The sequence below is a fragment of the Bacillus sp. EE-W1 genome, from assembly GCF_009760835.1.
GTDB classification, from domain to species: Bacteria; Bacillota; Bacilli; order Bacillales; family Bacillaceae_G; genus Bacillus_A; species Bacillus_A wiedmannii.
Map to the genome: position 1 here is coordinate 155,266 of NZ_WIPE01000063.1, position 18,072 is coordinate 173,337.

18 protein-coding genes and 3 pseudogenes are annotated in these 18,072 nt (G+C 30.9%); 15 read left to right on the forward strand and 6 right to left on the reverse strand.

The window, feature by feature from the left end:
- Positions 1–5: 5 nt before the first annotated feature.
- Positions 6–722, reverse strand: coding sequence for an SDR family oxidoreductase (locus GFJ36_RS13510; protein WP_097890194.1), 717 nt, complete (start codon positions 720–722; stop codon positions 6–8).
- 153 nt (positions 723–875) lie between these two features.
- On the opposite strand from GFJ36_RS13510, the gene GFJ36_RS13515 reads away from it, so the two are divergent.
- The 4 genes from GFJ36_RS13515 to GFJ36_RS13530 all read left to right on the forward strand — a co-directional run bounded on the left by GFJ36_RS13515 (position 876) and on the right by GFJ36_RS13530 (position 4,134).
- Positions 876–1,214, forward strand: a complete 339-nt coding sequence (locus tag GFJ36_RS13515; RefSeq protein WP_048547027.1) for a winged helix-turn-helix transcriptional regulator — start codon at positions 876–878, stop codon at positions 1,212–1,214.
- Positions 1,215–1,451: 237 nt separating this feature from the next.
- The gene (locus GFJ36_RS13520; RefSeq protein WP_097890193.1) at positions 1,452–2,315 is read left to right on the forward strand and encodes a serine/threonine protein kinase; all 864 of its coding nucleotides are present in this window, start codon (positions 1,452–1,454) and stop codon (positions 2,313–2,315) included.
- A 53-nt stretch (positions 2,316–2,368) separates the two neighbouring features.
- A complete protein-coding gene (locus GFJ36_RS13525) occupies positions 2,369–3,121 on the forward strand; it encodes a class I SAM-dependent methyltransferase (protein WP_097890192.1) in 753 nt (250 codons plus the stop codon).
- Positions 3,122–3,339: 218 nt separating this feature from the next.
- A complete protein-coding gene (locus tag GFJ36_RS13530) occupies positions 3,340–4,134 on the forward strand; it encodes a VOC family protein (RefSeq protein WP_097890191.1) in 795 nt (264 codons plus the stop codon).
- Between the two features lie 39 nt (positions 4,135–4,173).
- Here the strand turns inward: GFJ36_RS13530 and GFJ36_RS13535 are convergent, their stop codons facing one another.
- The gene (locus tag GFJ36_RS13535; protein ID WP_097890190.1) at positions 4,174–5,121 is read right to left on the reverse strand and encodes a phosphotransferase enzyme family protein; all 948 of its coding nucleotides are present in this window, start codon (positions 5,119–5,121) and stop codon (positions 4,174–4,176) included.
- A 192-nt stretch (positions 5,122–5,313) separates the two neighbouring features.
- On the opposite strand from GFJ36_RS13535, the gene GFJ36_RS13540 reads away from it, so the two are divergent.
- Positions 5,314–6,402, forward strand: a complete 1,089-nt coding sequence (locus GFJ36_RS13540; RefSeq protein WP_116443023.1) for a helix-turn-helix domain-containing protein — start codon at positions 5,314–5,316, stop codon at positions 6,400–6,402.
- A gap of 14 nt (positions 6,403–6,416) precedes the next feature.
- On the opposite strand, the gene GFJ36_RS13545 is transcribed toward GFJ36_RS13540, so the two are convergent.
- Together GFJ36_RS13545 and GFJ36_RS13550 are read right to left on the reverse strand one after the other, a co-directional pair.
- Complete coding sequence (locus GFJ36_RS13545; protein WP_097890188.1) at positions 6,417–8,108, reverse strand: M3 family oligoendopeptidase; 1,692 nt, start codon at positions 8,106–8,108, stop codon at positions 6,417–6,419.
- Positions 8,109–8,125: 17 nt separating this feature from the next.
- Complete coding sequence (locus GFJ36_RS13550) at positions 8,126–9,064, reverse strand: DMT family transporter (RefSeq protein WP_048547045.1); 939 nt, start codon at positions 9,062–9,064, stop codon at positions 8,126–8,128.
- Between the two features lie 127 nt (positions 9,065–9,191).
- Between GFJ36_RS13550 and GFJ36_RS13555 the strand changes: the two genes are divergently transcribed.
- The 5 genes and pseudogenes from GFJ36_RS13555 (at position 9,192) to GFJ36_RS13575 (ending at position 13,289) form a co-directional block, all read left to right on the forward strand.
- Positions 9,192–10,568, forward strand: a complete 1,377-nt coding sequence (locus GFJ36_RS13555; RefSeq protein WP_087985881.1) for an aminotransferase-like domain-containing protein — start codon at positions 9,192–9,194, stop codon at positions 10,566–10,568.
- A 105-nt stretch (positions 10,569–10,673) separates the two neighbouring features.
- A pseudogene (locus GFJ36_RS13560) lies at positions 10,674–10,984 on the forward strand (helix-turn-helix domain-containing protein); the annotation flags it as partial.
- Between the two features lie 63 nt (positions 10,985–11,047).
- Complete coding sequence (locus tag GFJ36_RS13565) at positions 11,048–12,010, forward strand: helix-turn-helix transcriptional regulator (protein ID WP_097890187.1); 963 nt, start codon at positions 11,048–11,050, stop codon at positions 12,008–12,010.
- Positions 12,011–12,084: 74 nt separating this feature from the next.
- Positions 12,085–12,717 (forward strand): type 1 glutamine amidotransferase family protein, encoded by a 633-nt coding sequence (locus tag GFJ36_RS13570; protein WP_048547050.1) that lies wholly within the window; start codon positions 12,085–12,087, stop codon positions 12,715–12,717.
- A gap of 368 nt (positions 12,718–13,085) precedes the next feature.
- A complete protein-coding gene (locus tag GFJ36_RS13575) occupies positions 13,086–13,289 on the forward strand; it encodes a hypothetical protein (RefSeq protein ID WP_048547052.1) in 204 nt (67 codons plus the stop codon).
- A 27-nt stretch (positions 13,290–13,316) separates the two neighbouring features.
- Here GFJ36_RS13575 and GFJ36_RS13580 read toward each other — a convergent pair.
- A pseudogene (locus GFJ36_RS13580) lies at positions 13,317–13,559 on the reverse strand (hypothetical protein).
- Positions 13,560–13,669: 110 nt separating this feature from the next.
- Here GFJ36_RS13580 and GFJ36_RS13585 point away from each other — a divergent pair.
- From GFJ36_RS13585 to GFJ36_RS13600, 5 genes and pseudogenes are all read left to right on the forward strand, one after another.
- On the forward strand, positions 13,670–14,596 hold the full coding sequence (locus GFJ36_RS13585) for an alcohol dehydrogenase catalytic domain-containing protein (RefSeq protein WP_157349653.1): 927 nt from the start codon (positions 13,670–13,672) through the stop codon (positions 14,594–14,596).
- 217 nt (positions 14,597–14,813) lie between these two features.
- Positions 14,814–14,981, forward strand: a complete 168-nt coding sequence (locus GFJ36_RS29150) for a hypothetical protein (protein WP_048547055.1) — start codon at positions 14,814–14,816, stop codon at positions 14,979–14,981.
- Between the two features lie 213 nt (positions 14,982–15,194).
- Positions 15,195–15,692, forward strand: a complete 498-nt coding sequence (locus GFJ36_RS13590) for a DUF421 domain-containing protein (RefSeq protein ID WP_048547056.1) — start codon at positions 15,195–15,197, stop codon at positions 15,690–15,692.
- A 238-nt stretch (positions 15,693–15,930) separates the two neighbouring features.
- Positions 15,931–16,560, forward strand: coding sequence for a class I SAM-dependent methyltransferase (locus GFJ36_RS13595; RefSeq protein WP_048547058.1), 630 nt, complete (start codon positions 15,931–15,933; stop codon positions 16,558–16,560).
- Positions 16,561–16,778: 218 nt separating this feature from the next.
- Positions 16,779–17,062, forward strand: a pseudogene (locus GFJ36_RS13600) (hypothetical protein).
- A 116-nt stretch (positions 17,063–17,178) separates the two neighbouring features.
- On the opposite strand, the gene GFJ36_RS13605 reads toward GFJ36_RS13600, so the two are convergent.
- Positions 17,179–17,589 carry a hypothetical protein gene (locus GFJ36_RS13605; RefSeq protein ID WP_001013790.1) on the reverse strand — a complete coding sequence of 137 codons (411 nt, stop codon included), beginning with the start codon at positions 17,587–17,589 and terminating at the stop codon, positions 17,179–17,181.
- Positions 17,590–18,072 lie beyond the last annotated feature (483 nt).

Sequence of the window (18,072 nt, forward strand, 5' to 3'; positions counted from 1 at the left end):
ATAATTTAATGGTATGTGTATCCTCCATCAGGAAACAATACATTGCCTGTAGTAAAACTATTTTGCATTAAATATAGAACAGTATGTGCAATTTCATCATTATGCCCAGGCCTCTTTAGAAGAGAAAGAGATTTATAAGCTTCATAAGCAGTTAGTCTATTTTCGTTTTGTTCATTTTCCCTCCGTATCGTTCCAGGGGAAACAACATTAACTCTTATAGGAGCTATTTCAACAGCTAAAGCTTTCCCTAAACTCTCAATAGCACCATTACAAGCTCCATAAGCAGGTGCTCCTTTAAGTGGTCTTTGACTAAATGCACCGGACATTAATACGATAGATCCGGAGTCTGAAAGAAAAGGAATTGCATATTTTACGGCATAATATTGTGGCCAAAACTTGCCGATAAAGCTGCTTTCAGCAATATCATCCGTAGCAGTAATTGGTCCAAGGGTATAAGAGGCTCCTGGGGTGAACAAATGATCAAAATTCCCAAGCTTTTTGAAAAAATCTTCTAGTTGGTTTTTATCCTGATTATCCAATACATAAGTTTGAAGACGGTTGTTACTTATTATTTCTTGAGCAATCATTAGTTTTTCTTTCGAACGCCCTGCAATAATAACATGTGCTCCTTGTTCGATTGCTTGTTTTGCTGTTGCTAATCCGATACCTGAGCTCCCACCAATGATAACGATACGATTATCTTTTAATGTAGTAATAGACATATTTTAGCCACTCCCTTAATAAAAACTTTAAAATAAAATTGCTATGCTTTTATTATTCGCTAAAAGATAGCGAGTGAAAAGTACGCACTTTATATGTACATAGTCGCAAATTTCGTACTAACCGCTATTCATGTGGATTTGAGAGGTGAAAAAATGGACTTACAAGAACCGAAATTAAAAGGAGTAATAGCGACATTACAAATCATCGGAGGGAAATGGAAGCCACTCATTTTGTTTATATTATTAACTGATGGAACAAAACGATTTGGTGAATTAAAGCGATTAATACCAGATATATCTCAAGGGACTTTAGCGAAGCAATTGCGTGAATTAGAGCAAGATCAACTAATAGAACGAGAAATTTATCAAGAAATACCACCTAAAGTGGAATATAGTTTATCTGAGCATGGAAAAACAGTAAGTACAGTGTTAGATAGTATGTGTGGTTGGGGAAGAAGACATTTAGATTATATAAATAGAAATAAACTATAAAATTATTATGTAAACTATTTATGCACAAGGAATATATTTTCCTTATAACTTGTATTTTATAATATATAATAGAAAGTAAGAATATTTTGGTAGTTATTGAATGAAATTAAGGGCCTTTATTTGAAAGGAGTGATATTTTATGAAAAAACAGAAGAAAATAAAGTATGAGGTAAAAATAATTTGAGTATGCGTATCATGCTTCTATAAACTACGTTCGCTCAAAGCTAGGAGCAGCACATGATAAATATTAAAATTGGAAAAAATGAATACCCAATAACATTAGCTGAGGATCATAATTTTGATTGGTTAAAGGATGTAGAAGTATTTACTATTTTTGATCAGCAAGATTCAGGGAATATTAGCTTTGGTATCATTGAAAAAGGAAAACGCTACTTTTTGAAGTATGCTGGTGCACGCAATTTAGAATACAAAGGTAATGTAGAGGATGCAATCCAACGATTAATGAAAGCAAAAGAAGTGTATGAACAAATTCAACATCCTTTACTAGTTCCATATATTAATTCGATTCAAATGAAAAATGGATTTTGTTTAAGGTTTCATTGGATTGATGGGGAATGCATGCACAATCATTGGGACTTTACACCGTTTGAAAAGCACCATGCACCAAATTCGCCTTTTGTTAAGTTAAGACAATTATCCGTGACGGAGAGACTTAACATATTGACACAAATTTTTGAGTTTGCAGCCTATGTGGAGTCATTAGGCTATGTCATGGTTGATTTTTATGATGGCAGTATTTTATATAATTTCGAGCAATCAAAACTGACGATTTGTGATATTGATTTCTTTCAAAAAACACCTGTATTCAATGAAATTGGGAAAGATTTTTGGGGGACAGCTCGCTTTAAAGCACCGGAGGAATATGAACTGCATGCACAAATTACAAGCGAAACGAATGTGTATGTATTAGCCGGAATTGCTTTTGCCTTTATTGGCGGAAAAAATGATAAAAGCTATGAAAAATGGGAGAGCACACAAGAATTATATAATATATGTACAAAAGCGCTACATAAAGAAAAAAGTAATAGATATCGTACTATTCAAGCATTTTATGAAGCTTGGCTTTCATATATAGAATAAATAATTGATGATTCATTTTAAATTATATGTATTAACAAAGGGGAACACATAAAATGAACGAATTAGAATACAAAAACTTTTATGATAAAGTAGGAAGATTAAATGGATGGGATTTTAGTAAAATAAAATGTGAAACTGTAGGAGATTCATGGGACTTTTATAGAGAGGTAAAAGAAAGATGCAAGCCATCACATATTTTACTAGATGTTGGTACAGGTGGAGGAGAAAATGTACTTAACATAGCATCTTCGGCTAAATTGTTAATTGGAATAGATAATTCTAATGGGATGATTGCTACAGCACATTCTAACTTAAAAAAATCAGGCATACAAAATGTTGAGTTTCTTCAAATGGATTCTGAAGCTTTAGTGTTTCCGCATGCACATTTTGATATAGCTTCAAGTTGTCATGCACCATTTACAGCGACTGAATTATCAAAAGTAATGAAAAAGGATGCTGTTTTCTTAACGCAACAAGTTAGTGAACACGATAAATTAAACCTAAAAGAAGCATTTGGTAGAGGACAATGCTTAGGTGAAAGAGATGGAACTTTAAAAGAAAAGTATATGAGGGAACTTAGTAGTGCAGGATTTGAACGCGTTCAAGTAAGTGAATATGATGTCACTGATTATTACAGTAGCCCTGAAGACCTCATTTTCTTATTAAAACATACGCCTATTATTCCTAATTTTGGAGAAGAGGAAGAAGATTTTACTATTTTACAAAAGTTCATTGACGCAAATAGTTCTGAAAAAGGGATTCGTACGAATTCAAAAAGGTTTATGATTACTGCTGTAAAATCATAATGTGTTTAATTGTAAAAGCTGCTTTTCATTTAAGGAAAGGCAGCTTTTTTGTATGGAAACAATGCAGTGAAAACTTGAAAATAAAAGTAATTGGAGCTAACATATTCATACTAAAGTTGTAGTTTTTTATTTAAAAAATCCATCCTTCCGTTTGATTCTATCTATTTATAAATGTAATACAATACGAATAGATAATAAGAAACAAGGGGGAATATAACGTGATTACACATATATCAGATATAAAACTACAAACAGTTTCCATAGAAGGGGTAAAACAAGTATATAAGGACATATTATCTTTTCCAATAAAAAAAGAAACGGCATCTTTTATTCAATTTGAAGTAACACCATACACTACAATTAGTTTTCAAGAAGTATACGAACCAATCGCACCTGCACATTTCGCTTTTGAGATTCCGTATTCAAAATTTCACGAAACAGCAAGATGGTTGAAGGATTCTGGATTACTCATTGTGAAATGGCAAAATGGAAATGTAACTGGTGAAGAGAATGGTTTATTCAATGTATACTTTAAAGACGGAGATGGAAATCTTCTCGAAATTATCGCGCATAGTTATGTTAAAGAAGATGTATTAGTACCACATTTACCATTAAACGTTTTATATGTAAGAGAAATCGGTCTTCCCGTTAAAAGTGTACCTGTATTTACAGAATGGTTGAAATCAAATCTCAATATGAAAACGATGGAAGATGGGGATATTTTCAACTTTGTTATAGGGGGCACAGCATATATTGTTGCAACATGGTGGCAACGACCTTGGATCCCGATTGCGATGAAAGCTTTACCACCTAAAGTGCATGTTTCTTTTGGAACACCGGACCCTGCATTTTTACAGCAAATCCAAATTAACTTTAAGAAAAATAGTGTCCCATTACAATGTAAACCTAATGAAGTATCATTTATTGAGCAGGGATATGCATTTTCAATTGTGCATACACCAGAGTTTCATTCTGATATTCCTAATAAATTAAAGTTACCACTTTCTATTTAAAGATAGAAAGTGGTTTTCATGTAGTTAAACAAAAGCATTTTAAACATTAATATAGATATATTTAGTTTCGATTTTCATCCTATAAAGATTCATTATCCGTACTTGTTCCTCAGTTAATTCTTCTTTATCCCAATACATATGCATTAAGCTATATTCAAAAATCTCCTTTAATTTTATAAACATAGGCAACTTGTCTATCATCTCTTTAGGTAGTTCATTTTCTTCTTGATACCCTGCAAATAGTGCTTTTGTAATAGAATGCTCATAGTCAACGATATTCCCATTTCCAGCAAATGAATATTCAATCGCACTATAAATAGGAACTGCTAAATCAAATAGGTAAAAATGTTTTTCACAGTCTTGAAAATCAATCATTGTTATATTTGAATTGTTTTCAACTAAAATGTTTTCTAACCATAAATCACCGTGAATTAAGCCGTAATTCGAAGTGGATTTTTCTAACCCCTTTATAGAAGTTAAAACGTCAGAGGCAATTTCTCTTATAGTAGTTTCGTCTTTAGGGATATACTTAAGAAAATTATATTCTTCATTTTCATACCAATCGTTTATATGTTTAACCGGTTTAGTCTTTTCAAAGCTTTTAGAAATACGATGTAATTTTCCAATTTGTTTACCAAGATTTCTAAATATATTAGAATTCCATTCGCACCTTGGTAAATGTATACCTGGAGCAGCTTTATATAATACGGCAAAAATCTCCTTGTCTAATGTTAACTTTTCTATTAAATTCCCATTAAGAGAATGTATTATTGGAGGAACTGCTAAACCATTTTCATATAAAAAGTTCGTATATGTAACTTCTTCTAACTGTTCTTCATATGTTTTGTAGTTTGTAATTCTAATGAAGTAAGTACCTTGTTGTGCGTGACATTGATACATTTCATTCGTTATAGATTTAATGTTAATAAAATTTAATGGATAGCGTTCATTTATTAATTTGAGTAGTTCTTTTTCTAGCTTGTTCATTGTAACGTCCTTTCCAAACTTTAATTTTTCACTTGAGAATGAAAAGATTCTTCATTTACAACATTCGTGTTTTATTTTTGATATCCTTTAAAATGAAGCATGATGTAATGAATGGCTCATTTTATAAAACACAAGAAATATCAAAAGAAAGAAACGAACCTCTTTTATACTTATAAATAAGGAGTGAAGAAAATGAATGAACATATACAGAAGATGATTGATTGGATTGAGAGCAATTTAAAAGAAGAATTTTCATTAAATGAATTATCTCGTTATATGGGTTATTCTCCGTATTACTGTTCTTTTAGATTTCACCAAGTAACAGGCATTAGTATTAGACGCTATATTCTTTTGAGAAGATTGTATTTATCTACGGAGGATTTGACGAATAATAGAAAGATAATACATATTGCATTGGATTACGATTATTCTTCGCAAGAGGCTTATAGTAGAGCTTTTAAGAATGTTTTTGGAATGAATCCAAGAGAATTCCAACTTAACAAAATGCCTGTTCAGTCATTTATTAAACTAAAAATAGAAGGGGAGTTTAAAATGAATGTTTCTAGAAAATTAGAGGTTGAGCAGTTACGAAATGCGAAAAGAGAGCTGTTTGATAAAGATGTACTAAACATATTAAATGGTCAAATGATGTATGAAGACTTTAAAAATGAAAAGCTAATGGGTGATTCTGAATACGCACCATTTAATGAGGCAATGTGTGTGAACCAGGCTACTACACAAGTTTTTAATGAAGAGTTTATTAAAACAAGAGCAGACGGACATAACAGTTCAGTAGAAAGTTATACAAAAAAGGTTATAGACCCGTTAGAAAACCTTTTTACGAAAAAGTATAAATGCATTGTTTTATGGTTTGGTGAAGATATGTTTTGCCAAATGAACCTACTTACTATACTTTCTTATCTTGAACAGTCTGGTTATGAAGGGAAAGTATACTTAAATAGTTTCAGAGAGGATGAATTTAAAGTAAATCAAATTGAACTTGAATTGGGGAATTATTCTTCTATATACAATGAAGTATTAGTAAACCATAAAAAGACTTCTCATAAGGTACCACCTGTAATGTATCAGGCTATAGACTTATATTTAGAAATGCTAAAAGAAGATAATATCGTAATGAAATTCATCTTTAAAAATCAAGGTTTATCAAATCAAGAATTATTAATAAAGTTGTTTCAACTTTTTCCAACAATCGGATATGGTGATACTCAGTACATAAATCTAATAAATAATATAAAGAAGAAAGCTGAACCTAAAATATAGGAACAGCTTTCTTCTTACAATTGTTCAAGTAACGCTAATTCACTCTCTACAAATAACATTAGTTCTTTAATCGTTTCTCCAGAAAAATCAAAACGAATTCCAGCCGCTTCATATACTTCCGTTAAAGATCTAGAGCTACCTAATGATAAAGCCTTTTTATAGTTTTCTATTGCTTGTTTAGGATTTTCTTTATATTGTTTATACATTTGTAACGCACCAAGTTGTGCGATAGCATATTCGATGTAATAGAATGGTATTTCGAATATGTGTAGTACAGGTAACCAGCCAGTTGCGATCCAATTTTCATACCCTTCAATATTTACGACGTTTGATTGGTAAGTGTTATGTAATTCTAAATACTTTTCATTTCTTTCTTTAGCGGTATGGTTAGGATTCTCATACATCCAATGTTGAAATTGATCAACGATAAGCATTTGTGGTAAATACTTAACAATATCTTTAAAGAAATCTAATTTTGCTTTTATAAACTCTTCGCTATTTTCATAAAATGTATCCCAATACTCCATCGAAAATAATTCCATCGTCATGCTAGCGAGTTCAGCTGATTCTGAAGGGATTTCTAAATATTTTTGTAGCTCTAGCTGATTCATACACTCATTATGAATACTATGGCCCATTTCATGGAGGAAAGTAGTAACATCATAATGTGTATGATTGAGATTCATGAAAATGAAAGATAATTGAGAAGCAGGTAAATATTCGCAAAATCCTCCTGGTCCTTTTCCTTTACGACTTTCTAAATCTAAGCAATTATTTTTATGCATACGGTCCAGCAATTTAGAAAATTCAGGATCTAGTTTGTGTAAAATACGAGAACTTTTTTCGATTAATTCACTTGCGTCTTCGATAGGTTTTAATGCTTTTTGATTTGGTGCGGTTGCTTTTAGGTCCCATGGACGAAGACAATCTACTTGAAGTTCAGATTTTTTCTCACTAAATATTTTATCGATAAGTGGTACTACGTATTTACGAATAGATTCAGCAAGCTCATAGCAGTCATCAGGCGTATAATCAAAACGTTCATGTTTTTTAAACATATAATCACGATAATTATCTAATTGAATGTTTTTCGCCTTTTGGTGACGGATTGCAATTAATTCATTTAATATATGTTGTAACTTATTTTCAACAGATAAAAACTTTTCGGAAATGAGTGTTTTTGCTTTTTTTCGTATATGACGATCCGGATCTTGTAAGTAAGACTGTAGTTCAGTAATTGTTTTCTCTTCACCGTCCCATAGTGCAGTTAAACCACCTGTAATTTCGAAGTACTCTGTTACTAGTTTGTCTTCAGTTATCTCTAAATCAATGTTTTTTTCATAAAATAATGTTTGCGCATTCTTAATTTTTTTATCTAGTAAGCTATACGTTTTTGGATCAAGTTCCATTCGAAAAGGAGACTCTAAATATTTATTATCAAATGAATTTTGATAACGTTTTAAAAGAGGCCTTACAAATTGTTGATCATGTTCAAAAGTATCTTTTATTTTTTTATTATCTGTATTACATTGAAAGGCGATATAGTGCGATCTTAATTGTTCTTCAATTTCCCAAATGAATGTAGATTGTTTTTTTAACCAGTTTTCAAGTTCTAGTTTTGAAGAAATCACTTCATTTTCTAAAGTAGAAAGAGTATTTTCTAATTCTAGAACGTTACTAATATCAATCGTATTTAAGTGTTGCATGAAATATCCCTCACTTTTTATTTATTCATGGAGATATTCTTCTTTTGCATTGCAATTCCTTTTTTACCCCAAAAATTTGTGCCTATTATACCAAGAATAATCATTATTGTACCAATGATATGAAAATAAGAAATTTGCTCGTGTAAAAAAATAACGCCAGCGATAATTGTAATAAGTGTAGATAAATTACTAAAAACACTTATTTTAGCTGCTTCAATATAAGATAAGGAATAGTTTAATAGCAATGCCGTTAGCAAGGAAGATAGTAACCCTAAATATAAAATGGAGATAAGAAATGTTCCATTCGTAAACGGTTTAAAGTATACCATTATTGTACCTTTATTTATATGGCTGGCGATCGCGATTGAATTAAAGCTAATAAAGCCGATTACTGTCATTGTGTAAGTTAAATCCATTAGTTTGAATTTCTTCGTCATTTTTCTAGCTAACACATTATAGAAAGCAGATGATAATGCCGATAGCAAAATAAGAATAATACCTATGAAACTAGTTTCATGAGTCCCTATACCATTCATGATAAATATATAAATGACACCGATGACAGAAATGAGTACAGATATTTTTTGCCATGTATTTGTATATTCTTTTAAAAAATAGGAAGCTAACATCATCGTAAATATAGGAATCGCCGCTTGTATAATTCCGGCTTCGGATGAACTTGTATACACTAAGCCAAATGCTTGGAAAGCAAAAAATAGTGCTGGATAAAATATTGCAAGTGGTAATAGGGCAAGTATATTTTTGAATGACATATTTAACTTTACGAAACCGAAAACAATGGGAATGCTTGCAGCTACGAAAGCAACTGTAAAACGATGAGCAAGTGTATCAAGGGGGCTCGTAACGGTTAATGCTAATTTCACAAACATAAAGGAGAATCCAATAATAAATGAATAGAGTAAAGCTGATAAATATGCCTTTGTTGTAAGTTTCATAATTTCACCTCATAGTAATTGATTTCTTACTGGCCAGTATACGTACATAGTAATCTTTATGATCTAGTGCTACAATGTGAATAATCACAAACTGTACCGGTACAAATTAAATGTTGAGGTGGTAATGATGTATAAGTATTTACATGTTTTCAACGACTTAGAAAGTATGATTCAAAATGGGGAGATAAAAGAAGGAAAGAAACTACCGTCTATTCGGACACTAGTTACGCAATATGAGTGTAATAAGGCAACAGTTATACGAGCGCTACATGAATTAGAAAAGCGTCATATTATTTATTCCGTCCCTCAAAGTGGATACTACGTTGTTCGAAAATCAGGGGCGGTTATAGAAAATAACGAGATAATTGATTTTGCTTCCTCAGCACCAGATCCAGATGTTTTCCCATATTTAGATTTTCAGCATTGTATTAATAAGGCCATTGATACGTATAAAAATGACTTGTTCGTATACGGAACGCCGAAAGGTTTACCGTCTTTAATTCCGGTCATTCAAAAACAATTAGCAAACTATCAAGTCTTCACTAAAGAAGAAAATATTTTTATTACGTCAGGTGTACAGCAAGCGCTAGCGATACTAACTTCTATACCATTTCCAAATGAAAATGAAACGATATTAATTGAACAACCAACATATCATCTATATATTGAATATCTAGAAATAAACAAAATTCCTGTGACCGGTATTAAACGTACGAATAAAGGTATTGACTTAAATGAATTGGAACGTATTTTTCGAACAGGTAAAATAAAATTTTTTTATACAATACCAAGATATCATCATCCACTTGGAACGTCTTATTCTAAAGAGGAGAAAGAAAAAATCGTACTACTGGCTAAAAAATATAATGTATTTATAGTGGAAGATGATTATTTAGCAGATTTAGAAACGGATTCAAAAGCAGATCCGTTATATAGCTTGGATCATGGTAATCATGTAATATATTTAAAAAGTTATTCGAAGATTATTTTTCCAGGTTTACGAGTTGGTGTAGCAGTAATTCCACCGGTTATTGCGGATGCTTTCCATACATATAAAAAGATTTTAGATATTGATAGCCCAATGATATCTCAAGCTGCTTTAGAAATTTATATAAAGAGTGGCATGTTTGAACGTCATAAAAATAAAATTAAATCGTCCTATCACGATAGATCTAAAAAACTAGCAGAAACATTAGAAAGAATGCATAATGAAAATCAGCTTTTTACATATACAAAGCAAAACACAATTGGAATCCACACTTGTTTAGAATTACATAAAACTAGTATTTCAGAAATACTTTTACAAAGACTAGGTGAAATGCAAATAAGCATTGATACGATTGATAAAAATTATGTGAGAGGTTTTCCGAAAGAAAGACTATTAAAGTTAAACGTATCGAATGTGAAGGAAGATAGGATTGAAGAAGGAATTCGTAAAGTAATGGAGGAAATCAAACAAGTGGAACGTATAACCTTTCAATTTAAAAAAGAAAAAATGAATTAGGAAGTTTGTTGTGAGTCGCAAAATAATTCTCTTGTTTGTGTGTATCGCTATAATAATTGAGGATATTGTTGCAACTGCATATTATAATAAAGATGATAATTATAATCCTTAAAAGATACATGGGTAGATTTATCAGAAGATAATCCCTACAGCCAATTCTTAATTACGGGGTTATAGCGGGTGTAAAGCAATTAGAACGTGATCTGATCCGTAGGCGGAAACATAAAGGGATTGAACTGAATAAGAAAGAAGGAAAATTTAAAGGTTGGTTAAAGAAATATCATAAAAATCATGCAGGAATGAATTATGCAGTAAAGCTTTATGAAGAGGTAGATATGAATGTAAATCAAATTTGTGAAATTACAAATGTGTCTAGGGCCTCATTATGTAGAAAGCTATCGGAAAGGAACAGTTGATGAGTTATACTAAAAATCAGAAATATATAATAAGGGATAAATTCCATAGAGAGGTGGAATTACATGCCTAAAATTGATAATATGTTAGCGATTCTATGGATGCTTCGCTCAGGTAAAAAAATTACTGCAAAACAAATTTCAGAAAAGTTAGAGATGAATATAAGGACTGTGTATCGCTATATTGATACAATTTCAACAAGTGGTGTACCTATAATTTCAGAACCAGGACATAACGGTGGATACACTTTATTGAACAATTTTATTGAGGCTCCTCTTTTCTTTGATTTTGAGGAGCAAACTTCACTATTTCACGCTGCTGTTTTTGCAGAAGAAGCCGGATATTATGGAGGTGAAGCATTAAATAGGGCCATTTCAAAACTAAGTAAATACTCAAATCAAGAGCAGGAAGCAAAGATAAACCGACATTTAAGTAGTCTAGAAGTAATAAGTCGATTTAGTTCATCCTCTATGGAACATTTTTTGAAGGAGTTGGAGCAGGCCGTAACTGATGGGTATTCAGTAAAAATTCTTTATTATAAAAGTGGGGAAAAGCAATTAAATTATAGATTGGTCGATCCGTACAGAATTATCTATTGGAATAATAAGTGGTATGTAATTGGATTTTGTCATCTTAGGAATGATATCCGTAGTTTTAGAGTAGATCGAATTGAAAATTTAATACTAACCGAAAATAAGTTTAACCGGCCAGAAAATTTTTCAGCACGTGACTTTTTTATAAAAAACCTTCTTCCAACTATAGAAGATAAGGAAGGGATTATTTCTTTGGTTATTAGTGGGGATAAAAGTGTATTGGCTGATATTTGCCAACATTGGTTTTTAGGACATTATTTACAAGTGCGGACTTCAAATAAAGCAGTTTTTCTTCTTGAAAAAGATATGATACATACATATGTACCTTATTTACTTTTACCGTATAACAAATCTATTAAAGTTATTGAGCCAATAAGTCTTAAGAAAAGACTTATTGAAGTTCTGTCGGAATTAATAAAATTTCATGAAGTATGATAACTTCCCTGACGTTAACTGTCAGGGAAGTTATATTATAATATCCATATCAATTGTGATTGGAGTGATATGGGATGCAAACAAAAAAAGTTTTTCTATATGTATTTAATACAATGTCGGACTGGGAATATGGATATTTAATTACCGAACTAAATTCAGGAAGATATTTTAAAAAAGATTTAGTACCTTTAAAAGTAATTACAGTAGGAGCTAATAAAGAAATGATTACTACTATGGGGGGATTGAGCATAAAACCAGATATTTCCCTTGATGAATGTACTTTTGAGAGTAAAGATCTTTTAATTTTACCAGGAGGGACTACTTGGAGTGAAGAGATTCATCAACCTATCTTGGAAAGAGTTGGCCAAGCTTTAAAGTTTGGTACTATTGTCGCTGCAATTTGTGGTGCAACTGAGGCCCTTGCAAATATGGGATACTTAGATACTAGAAAGCATACAAGTAATAATTTAGAATACACTAAAATGGTATGTCCTAACTATAAAGGAGAAAAGTTCTACGAGTTGGGATCTGCGGTATCTGATGCGAATTTAGTTACTGCATCAGGAATAGCTCCTCTTGAATTTGCGATGGAAGTACTGAAAAAATTAGATGTATTTGCACCAGATACATTACATGCATGGTATAACCTAAATAAGACTCATAAACCTGAATACTTCTTCGAGTTAATGAATTCATTAAATAGCTGAGCTGAAAAATCAACTTAGCAGATTTATATTTGTTTAAATAATAACCATGCTCTAGACAATGTCAAAGCATGGTTATTGAATATAACTTAAAAATGGTCATAAAGTAATGAAAATTCCTTAACGTTGTATATTCGTATTTTCCTGATGTTACCTCTATAAAAGGAAATATGATAACAATCATATACCGGAAGTGATAGAACTGAGTTATAAAAAGTAGAAGAAAAGTGTTACGTTAATACTTTTTAGAGCACTCAATTGCTGAGTGCTCTTTTTGTTTAGGACATAATTGTTTTAAATGGAAATAAACTACCAATAAATGATATCCTTAAAGTATAGCATTTACTTTGAATAGGAGGGTAATCGAGTCTATGGGGGTACGTATAGTCGATGATTTACAACAATTATCGTTGTTACTTATGTTCTTTAGTACATTTATATTTTACAGATACTTAAAAAAGGTAAGACGAGAGAGAAAATTGAATGGTTTTGAATGGACAATGTATTTTGTCACTCAATTTGCGACATTAATTTGGGCAGTCACTTATTTTATTAAACACTTAGCTGAATCGTAATTTCTATTCATTTCATCTAGCTTCCTGTTATCTATTAGGGATATAAATATAGTCCGTATATAAATCAATGACAACATCGCTCGTGATGACTTCTTGTAGTAATTTTGGAATTTTTTCATAATGGTACTATACACAAAATAAGCTTAGAAGATCTTCATTAGATATCTCTTCATTTTTTACATGTAAATAAATTGTTCTTAATTCGTTTAGAGAACAGTTACGGCCAATAACATACTCATTCATTCTGTATCCATCAAATTCAATTATCATGTTATTACTGTTAGATGCTAGCCAACGTTATAGCTTGAATTTTAGATGAATCTATTATACATTGTTTAAAATCTAGTGAGAATATATTTTTATAAAATGTGAGGTCATAGATGGAACAAAATAAATTAGTTTTAGAAGGACCAAAACGTCTTAAGTGGGAAACATGTAAAATTAAGTCCATACAGGATGAGGAAATTATCGTTAAAACAATTGCAGGTGCAATAAGTATTGGAGCAGAGTTACCACAGTATAAAGAATCGGATGGTTCAGATACAAATCCTATTTATCCAAGAAAAACTGGATATGAAAGTTATGGTGAAGTTATTCAAGTTGGTAATAAGGTAACAAATTTAAACGTAGGTGATAAAGTAGTCTCTTTTTATGGACATGAAACGGTAGGAATAGTTAAGGGAGATAAAGTAATTCGAGTGCCTAGTTATATAAAATCTAAAGTTGCTTTATTATCTATTCTTTCGTGTGATGCTGCTAAAGGTGTATTGAAACTAAATCCGCAAAAGGATGCAAAGGTACTTATAACTGGAATGGGAGTGATTGGTTTACTCACGTGTTATTTTTTAAAATACTATGTAGGTGTAGAGCAAGTGGATGTTGTTGAACCTAATAAAAATAGAAGAGAATTTGCAAAGAAGTTTGGTGCGAAAAATCTCTTTGATTTGGAAGAGAAAGTTATAAATACGTATAATTACGGTTTAGAATGTTCTGCTACAAATAGAGGGTTTCACACATTGCAAAAGGCTATTAATAGTAATGGGGCGATATGTATTCTTTCTGATGGTAATATAGAAGACCTAACATTAACCGCTGACTTTTATCGAAAAGAATTGCAAATCATTGGTTCAAGTGATGGATATGATTACCAAAAACGTGCAGATTGGTTTTTTAGTCAAATAGAACAGACGCCATGGATAGAAGAGATTTTTCAACATGAAATTCATTATACTGCACTTAAAAAATGTTTTGAGGAATTAAGTGAAGGAATAATTACTCCTTTAAAAGTATTTGTCTCATATAAATAAAATGACCATGTACTTATCACGTAGCTCACTTATATTTCGTCACTAATATGATAACAAAACGAGGAGTAGAATGTACGGGGATTTTTAATAGGTACAACGGGTTGTGTAAACAGGGAAGGGGTTTTGCTTTTTCATTATGTACAAATAGTATATTATCTTTCTCAATGTACATATTAAGTAAGGTATTTAATATCATGTACATAAAAGGCGGGGTAATATGGATGAAAATAAGAAAAATGAAGAATTGATTAAATTTAAGAAACAATGGTTTAATGAAGATAATCAACCAGTAGCTGGTATAGAGTTAGCTTTACCGCCTGATATAGGTAGCATGTTAGACTCGAAATCAGTTGATGATAAAAGTGGAGAAAGTAATAATGAATAAGTTTAATCTATACGCATCCATTTGGGTGCTTTTGTTTTTTTGACATTAGAAGATGGATCATCAAATCCTTATTGAAAAAAGGTTGGGCTAAATAGATCCATTTTCTATATATGTAAGTTTTAATTTTCACAAAAAAGTTTAATTAAAGTTCATTTAGAATGCTATATGAAATGGGAATGCTAATAACATTTACCATTAAAGGATTGGGCTATTATGCATATTATTGTTGAAAGCATTATTTTAATTCTCACTGGGATTCTTGCATTAAAAATGACAGGCAGTAAATCCGTTAGCCAAATGACAAGAGCTGAAATCATTATAGTAGTATCAATTGCGCGTATTATTGTAGAGCCTGTATTAAGTAGGAAAGTAGTCCCATCTATATTTGCAGCTGTAATATTTGCAAGCGTACTTCTTATCATTCATTTCTTTGAACTGAAATCAAGGAAGGCGGAACAATTTCTAAATGGCAGTAGCTTTGTAATTGTTGAAAACGGAGAGATTATTAAAGCGAACTTGATGAAGGCAAAAATGTCTGAACAACAACTTTATATGCAATTAAGAGAAAAAGGAATACATGATTTAAAGAGTTTGCAGCAAGTTACAGCTGAGCCGAATGGGCGTATTGGTTATCAATTAATAGAGAAAGCTCAACCGATAACTTTAGAAATGTTAGAAAAAATATTAGATCAGTACAATACAAAAAGGTAATTTCTCTTGAGAAAAGCTAATAACACAAGGGAAGTATTGGCTTTTTTGTTTTTCTAGAAAAGCATAATGGTTAATAAAAAAGAGTGGATTTTACACCAATCCTTAAATTAGATATAGGCTTATTAATATGCTATATTCAATGGACCTATAGTGACTGTGGTGAAAAAAGCAGCGTTACAATGAATAGGTCTTTCATGTGATATTAAACATGAGATAAAAATAAGGAGATAGAAATATAATGGAATTTTGGGAATCAAGCTTTATTGAGAAACAAACGATGTGGGGATTTGAACCTACAGAATCTGCAATTTTGACAAAAGATTTTTTTGTGGAAAAGAGCGTTAAAGACATATTAGTTCCGGGTATTGGCTATGGGAGAAACGCAAAGGTATTTATCGAAAATAGTATAAATGTAACAGGTATTGAAATTTCGAAAATGGCGATCGATTTAGCAAGAGAAAACGGACTAGAAGATGTTAGTATGTATCACGGTTCAGTAAGCGAAATGCCTTTTGATAATAAACTGTATGATGGGATATTTAGTCATGCACTTCTTCATTTGTTGAATGAGCAGGAAAGAGAGAAATTTATTAAAGATTGTTATAATCAGTTAAAACCTGATGGATATATGGTTTTTACAACTGTATCTAAAAAAGCTCCAATGTATGGAAAAGGAAGACAGTTGGATAAAGATTATTATGAGATAATGGAAGGTATAAAAATGTACTTCTATGATTCTGAATCTATAAAACAAGATTTTAATAAATATGGTCTAGTACAAGTTTCGGAAATTGATGAACCAAATAAGAATGTAGAAAATAAACCTTCAATTAATTTCTTAATGATAAAATGTAGAAAAGGCCTGTAAAAAATTAGTATATATTAATTGTATATTATGTATAAATAATAAAACAAACAAGAAATTATGAATGAATTAGAAGTCTTAATAGCGATAGGTCTAGAGAAACAAGATTAGATAGCGCTTAAAATATGGGGAAATACAGTGATAAAATGAGAAACAAAATGTGTTTGATATTTTTTGTGGAGTTTTAATGTCAGAAAAAGAAGAAATGGAGAAAATAAAATATGATTTTAGGAATTTCATATTTTGATATTTTTCGTACCATAATTATTGTATTGCTTTTTTTTCATTTTCTGGAGATTGAATACTTGGTATAATAAGAAATATAATGTTCCTAAGGTTTTTCAATGGCTTCCTAGAAGATGGGGGGAAAAGAAAAGTTTCAGAGCATTCGTCTCAATTAGATAAAAAGTTAGAAGCTGAAGGTAAAGGTATTTGGGTTACAATCTATGCTATAGATTTGTACATTGTAACTATTCCTTGTACCGTAAAAAAATATAAATTTTAATACATATATATTTATAGAAGGGACCGTTTCTTTTAAAAGATACAGTCCCTTCTATAAATTTGTCAATGTAATTAAGTGATGCGTAAGAACTCGTATCGTTATCCCAAAGTATCGCCTTATATACGTTTAATGAGTTTTATCCCCTCAACAAAGAAAAGCACTAAGTGTATAGTGTTCATTACAAACCATAACATGAGCTTTGAGTTCTTCACAGTTTTCAACTGACTTGATTTTGTATTAGACAATTCTATCTTTAAAGACATTAATATAATAGTATTAGACATAAAACCTAACAATATAAATCCGAATAAAGGTAAGTTTGTAATAGCGCCTATTACCATAATTGCTATGTATACTATAGTTAGCTTTTTAATATACTGTTTATCTTCTTTTAATTTATCTATATTTTTGGTTTTGAACCAGTTTCTTACTATTCTTACAAAAATAATAGTTTGAAATACTAGTACAATTATACTAACAAAGAGAAGGAACAAAGTTCTTAAATTATTTTCCATTAAACCGTTCATTTCGTATGTACCCCTTTTATTTATGTTTATAGTATGAAAATGTAATTTTCAAAGAACCTGCATGTGATTAGTAACGGTACTCGTTCTCTATTTTCATGTTACTCTATCCTTGTTAATTATGGAAAAGGACAAATCTAAGCATTTAACTGTTAGTATGGTATACCCTTTATATATTTTAGGTTAATTTTGATTGTTTGCATATAATTTTATATTGGAATAAGTAATACGTCAAAATGTTTTGTGAAAATTTCGGCTATTAATTGCTTATACAAAAGAAAAAGATTAGTAGGTGGTCATATCGTAATGGACGAAGTATACCTTATCTGTTGTCTGCTTAAAATGAAGTTTAACCATGTTGAAAATATGATTTTCATTTAGTATTTCTAGAAACAATAATGTGGTTAATTATGGTGAAATTTAAAATGGAGGAAAAACGTTATACCACTAGAGTGAATATATTCAAAGCCATATCATGTGTAGTGT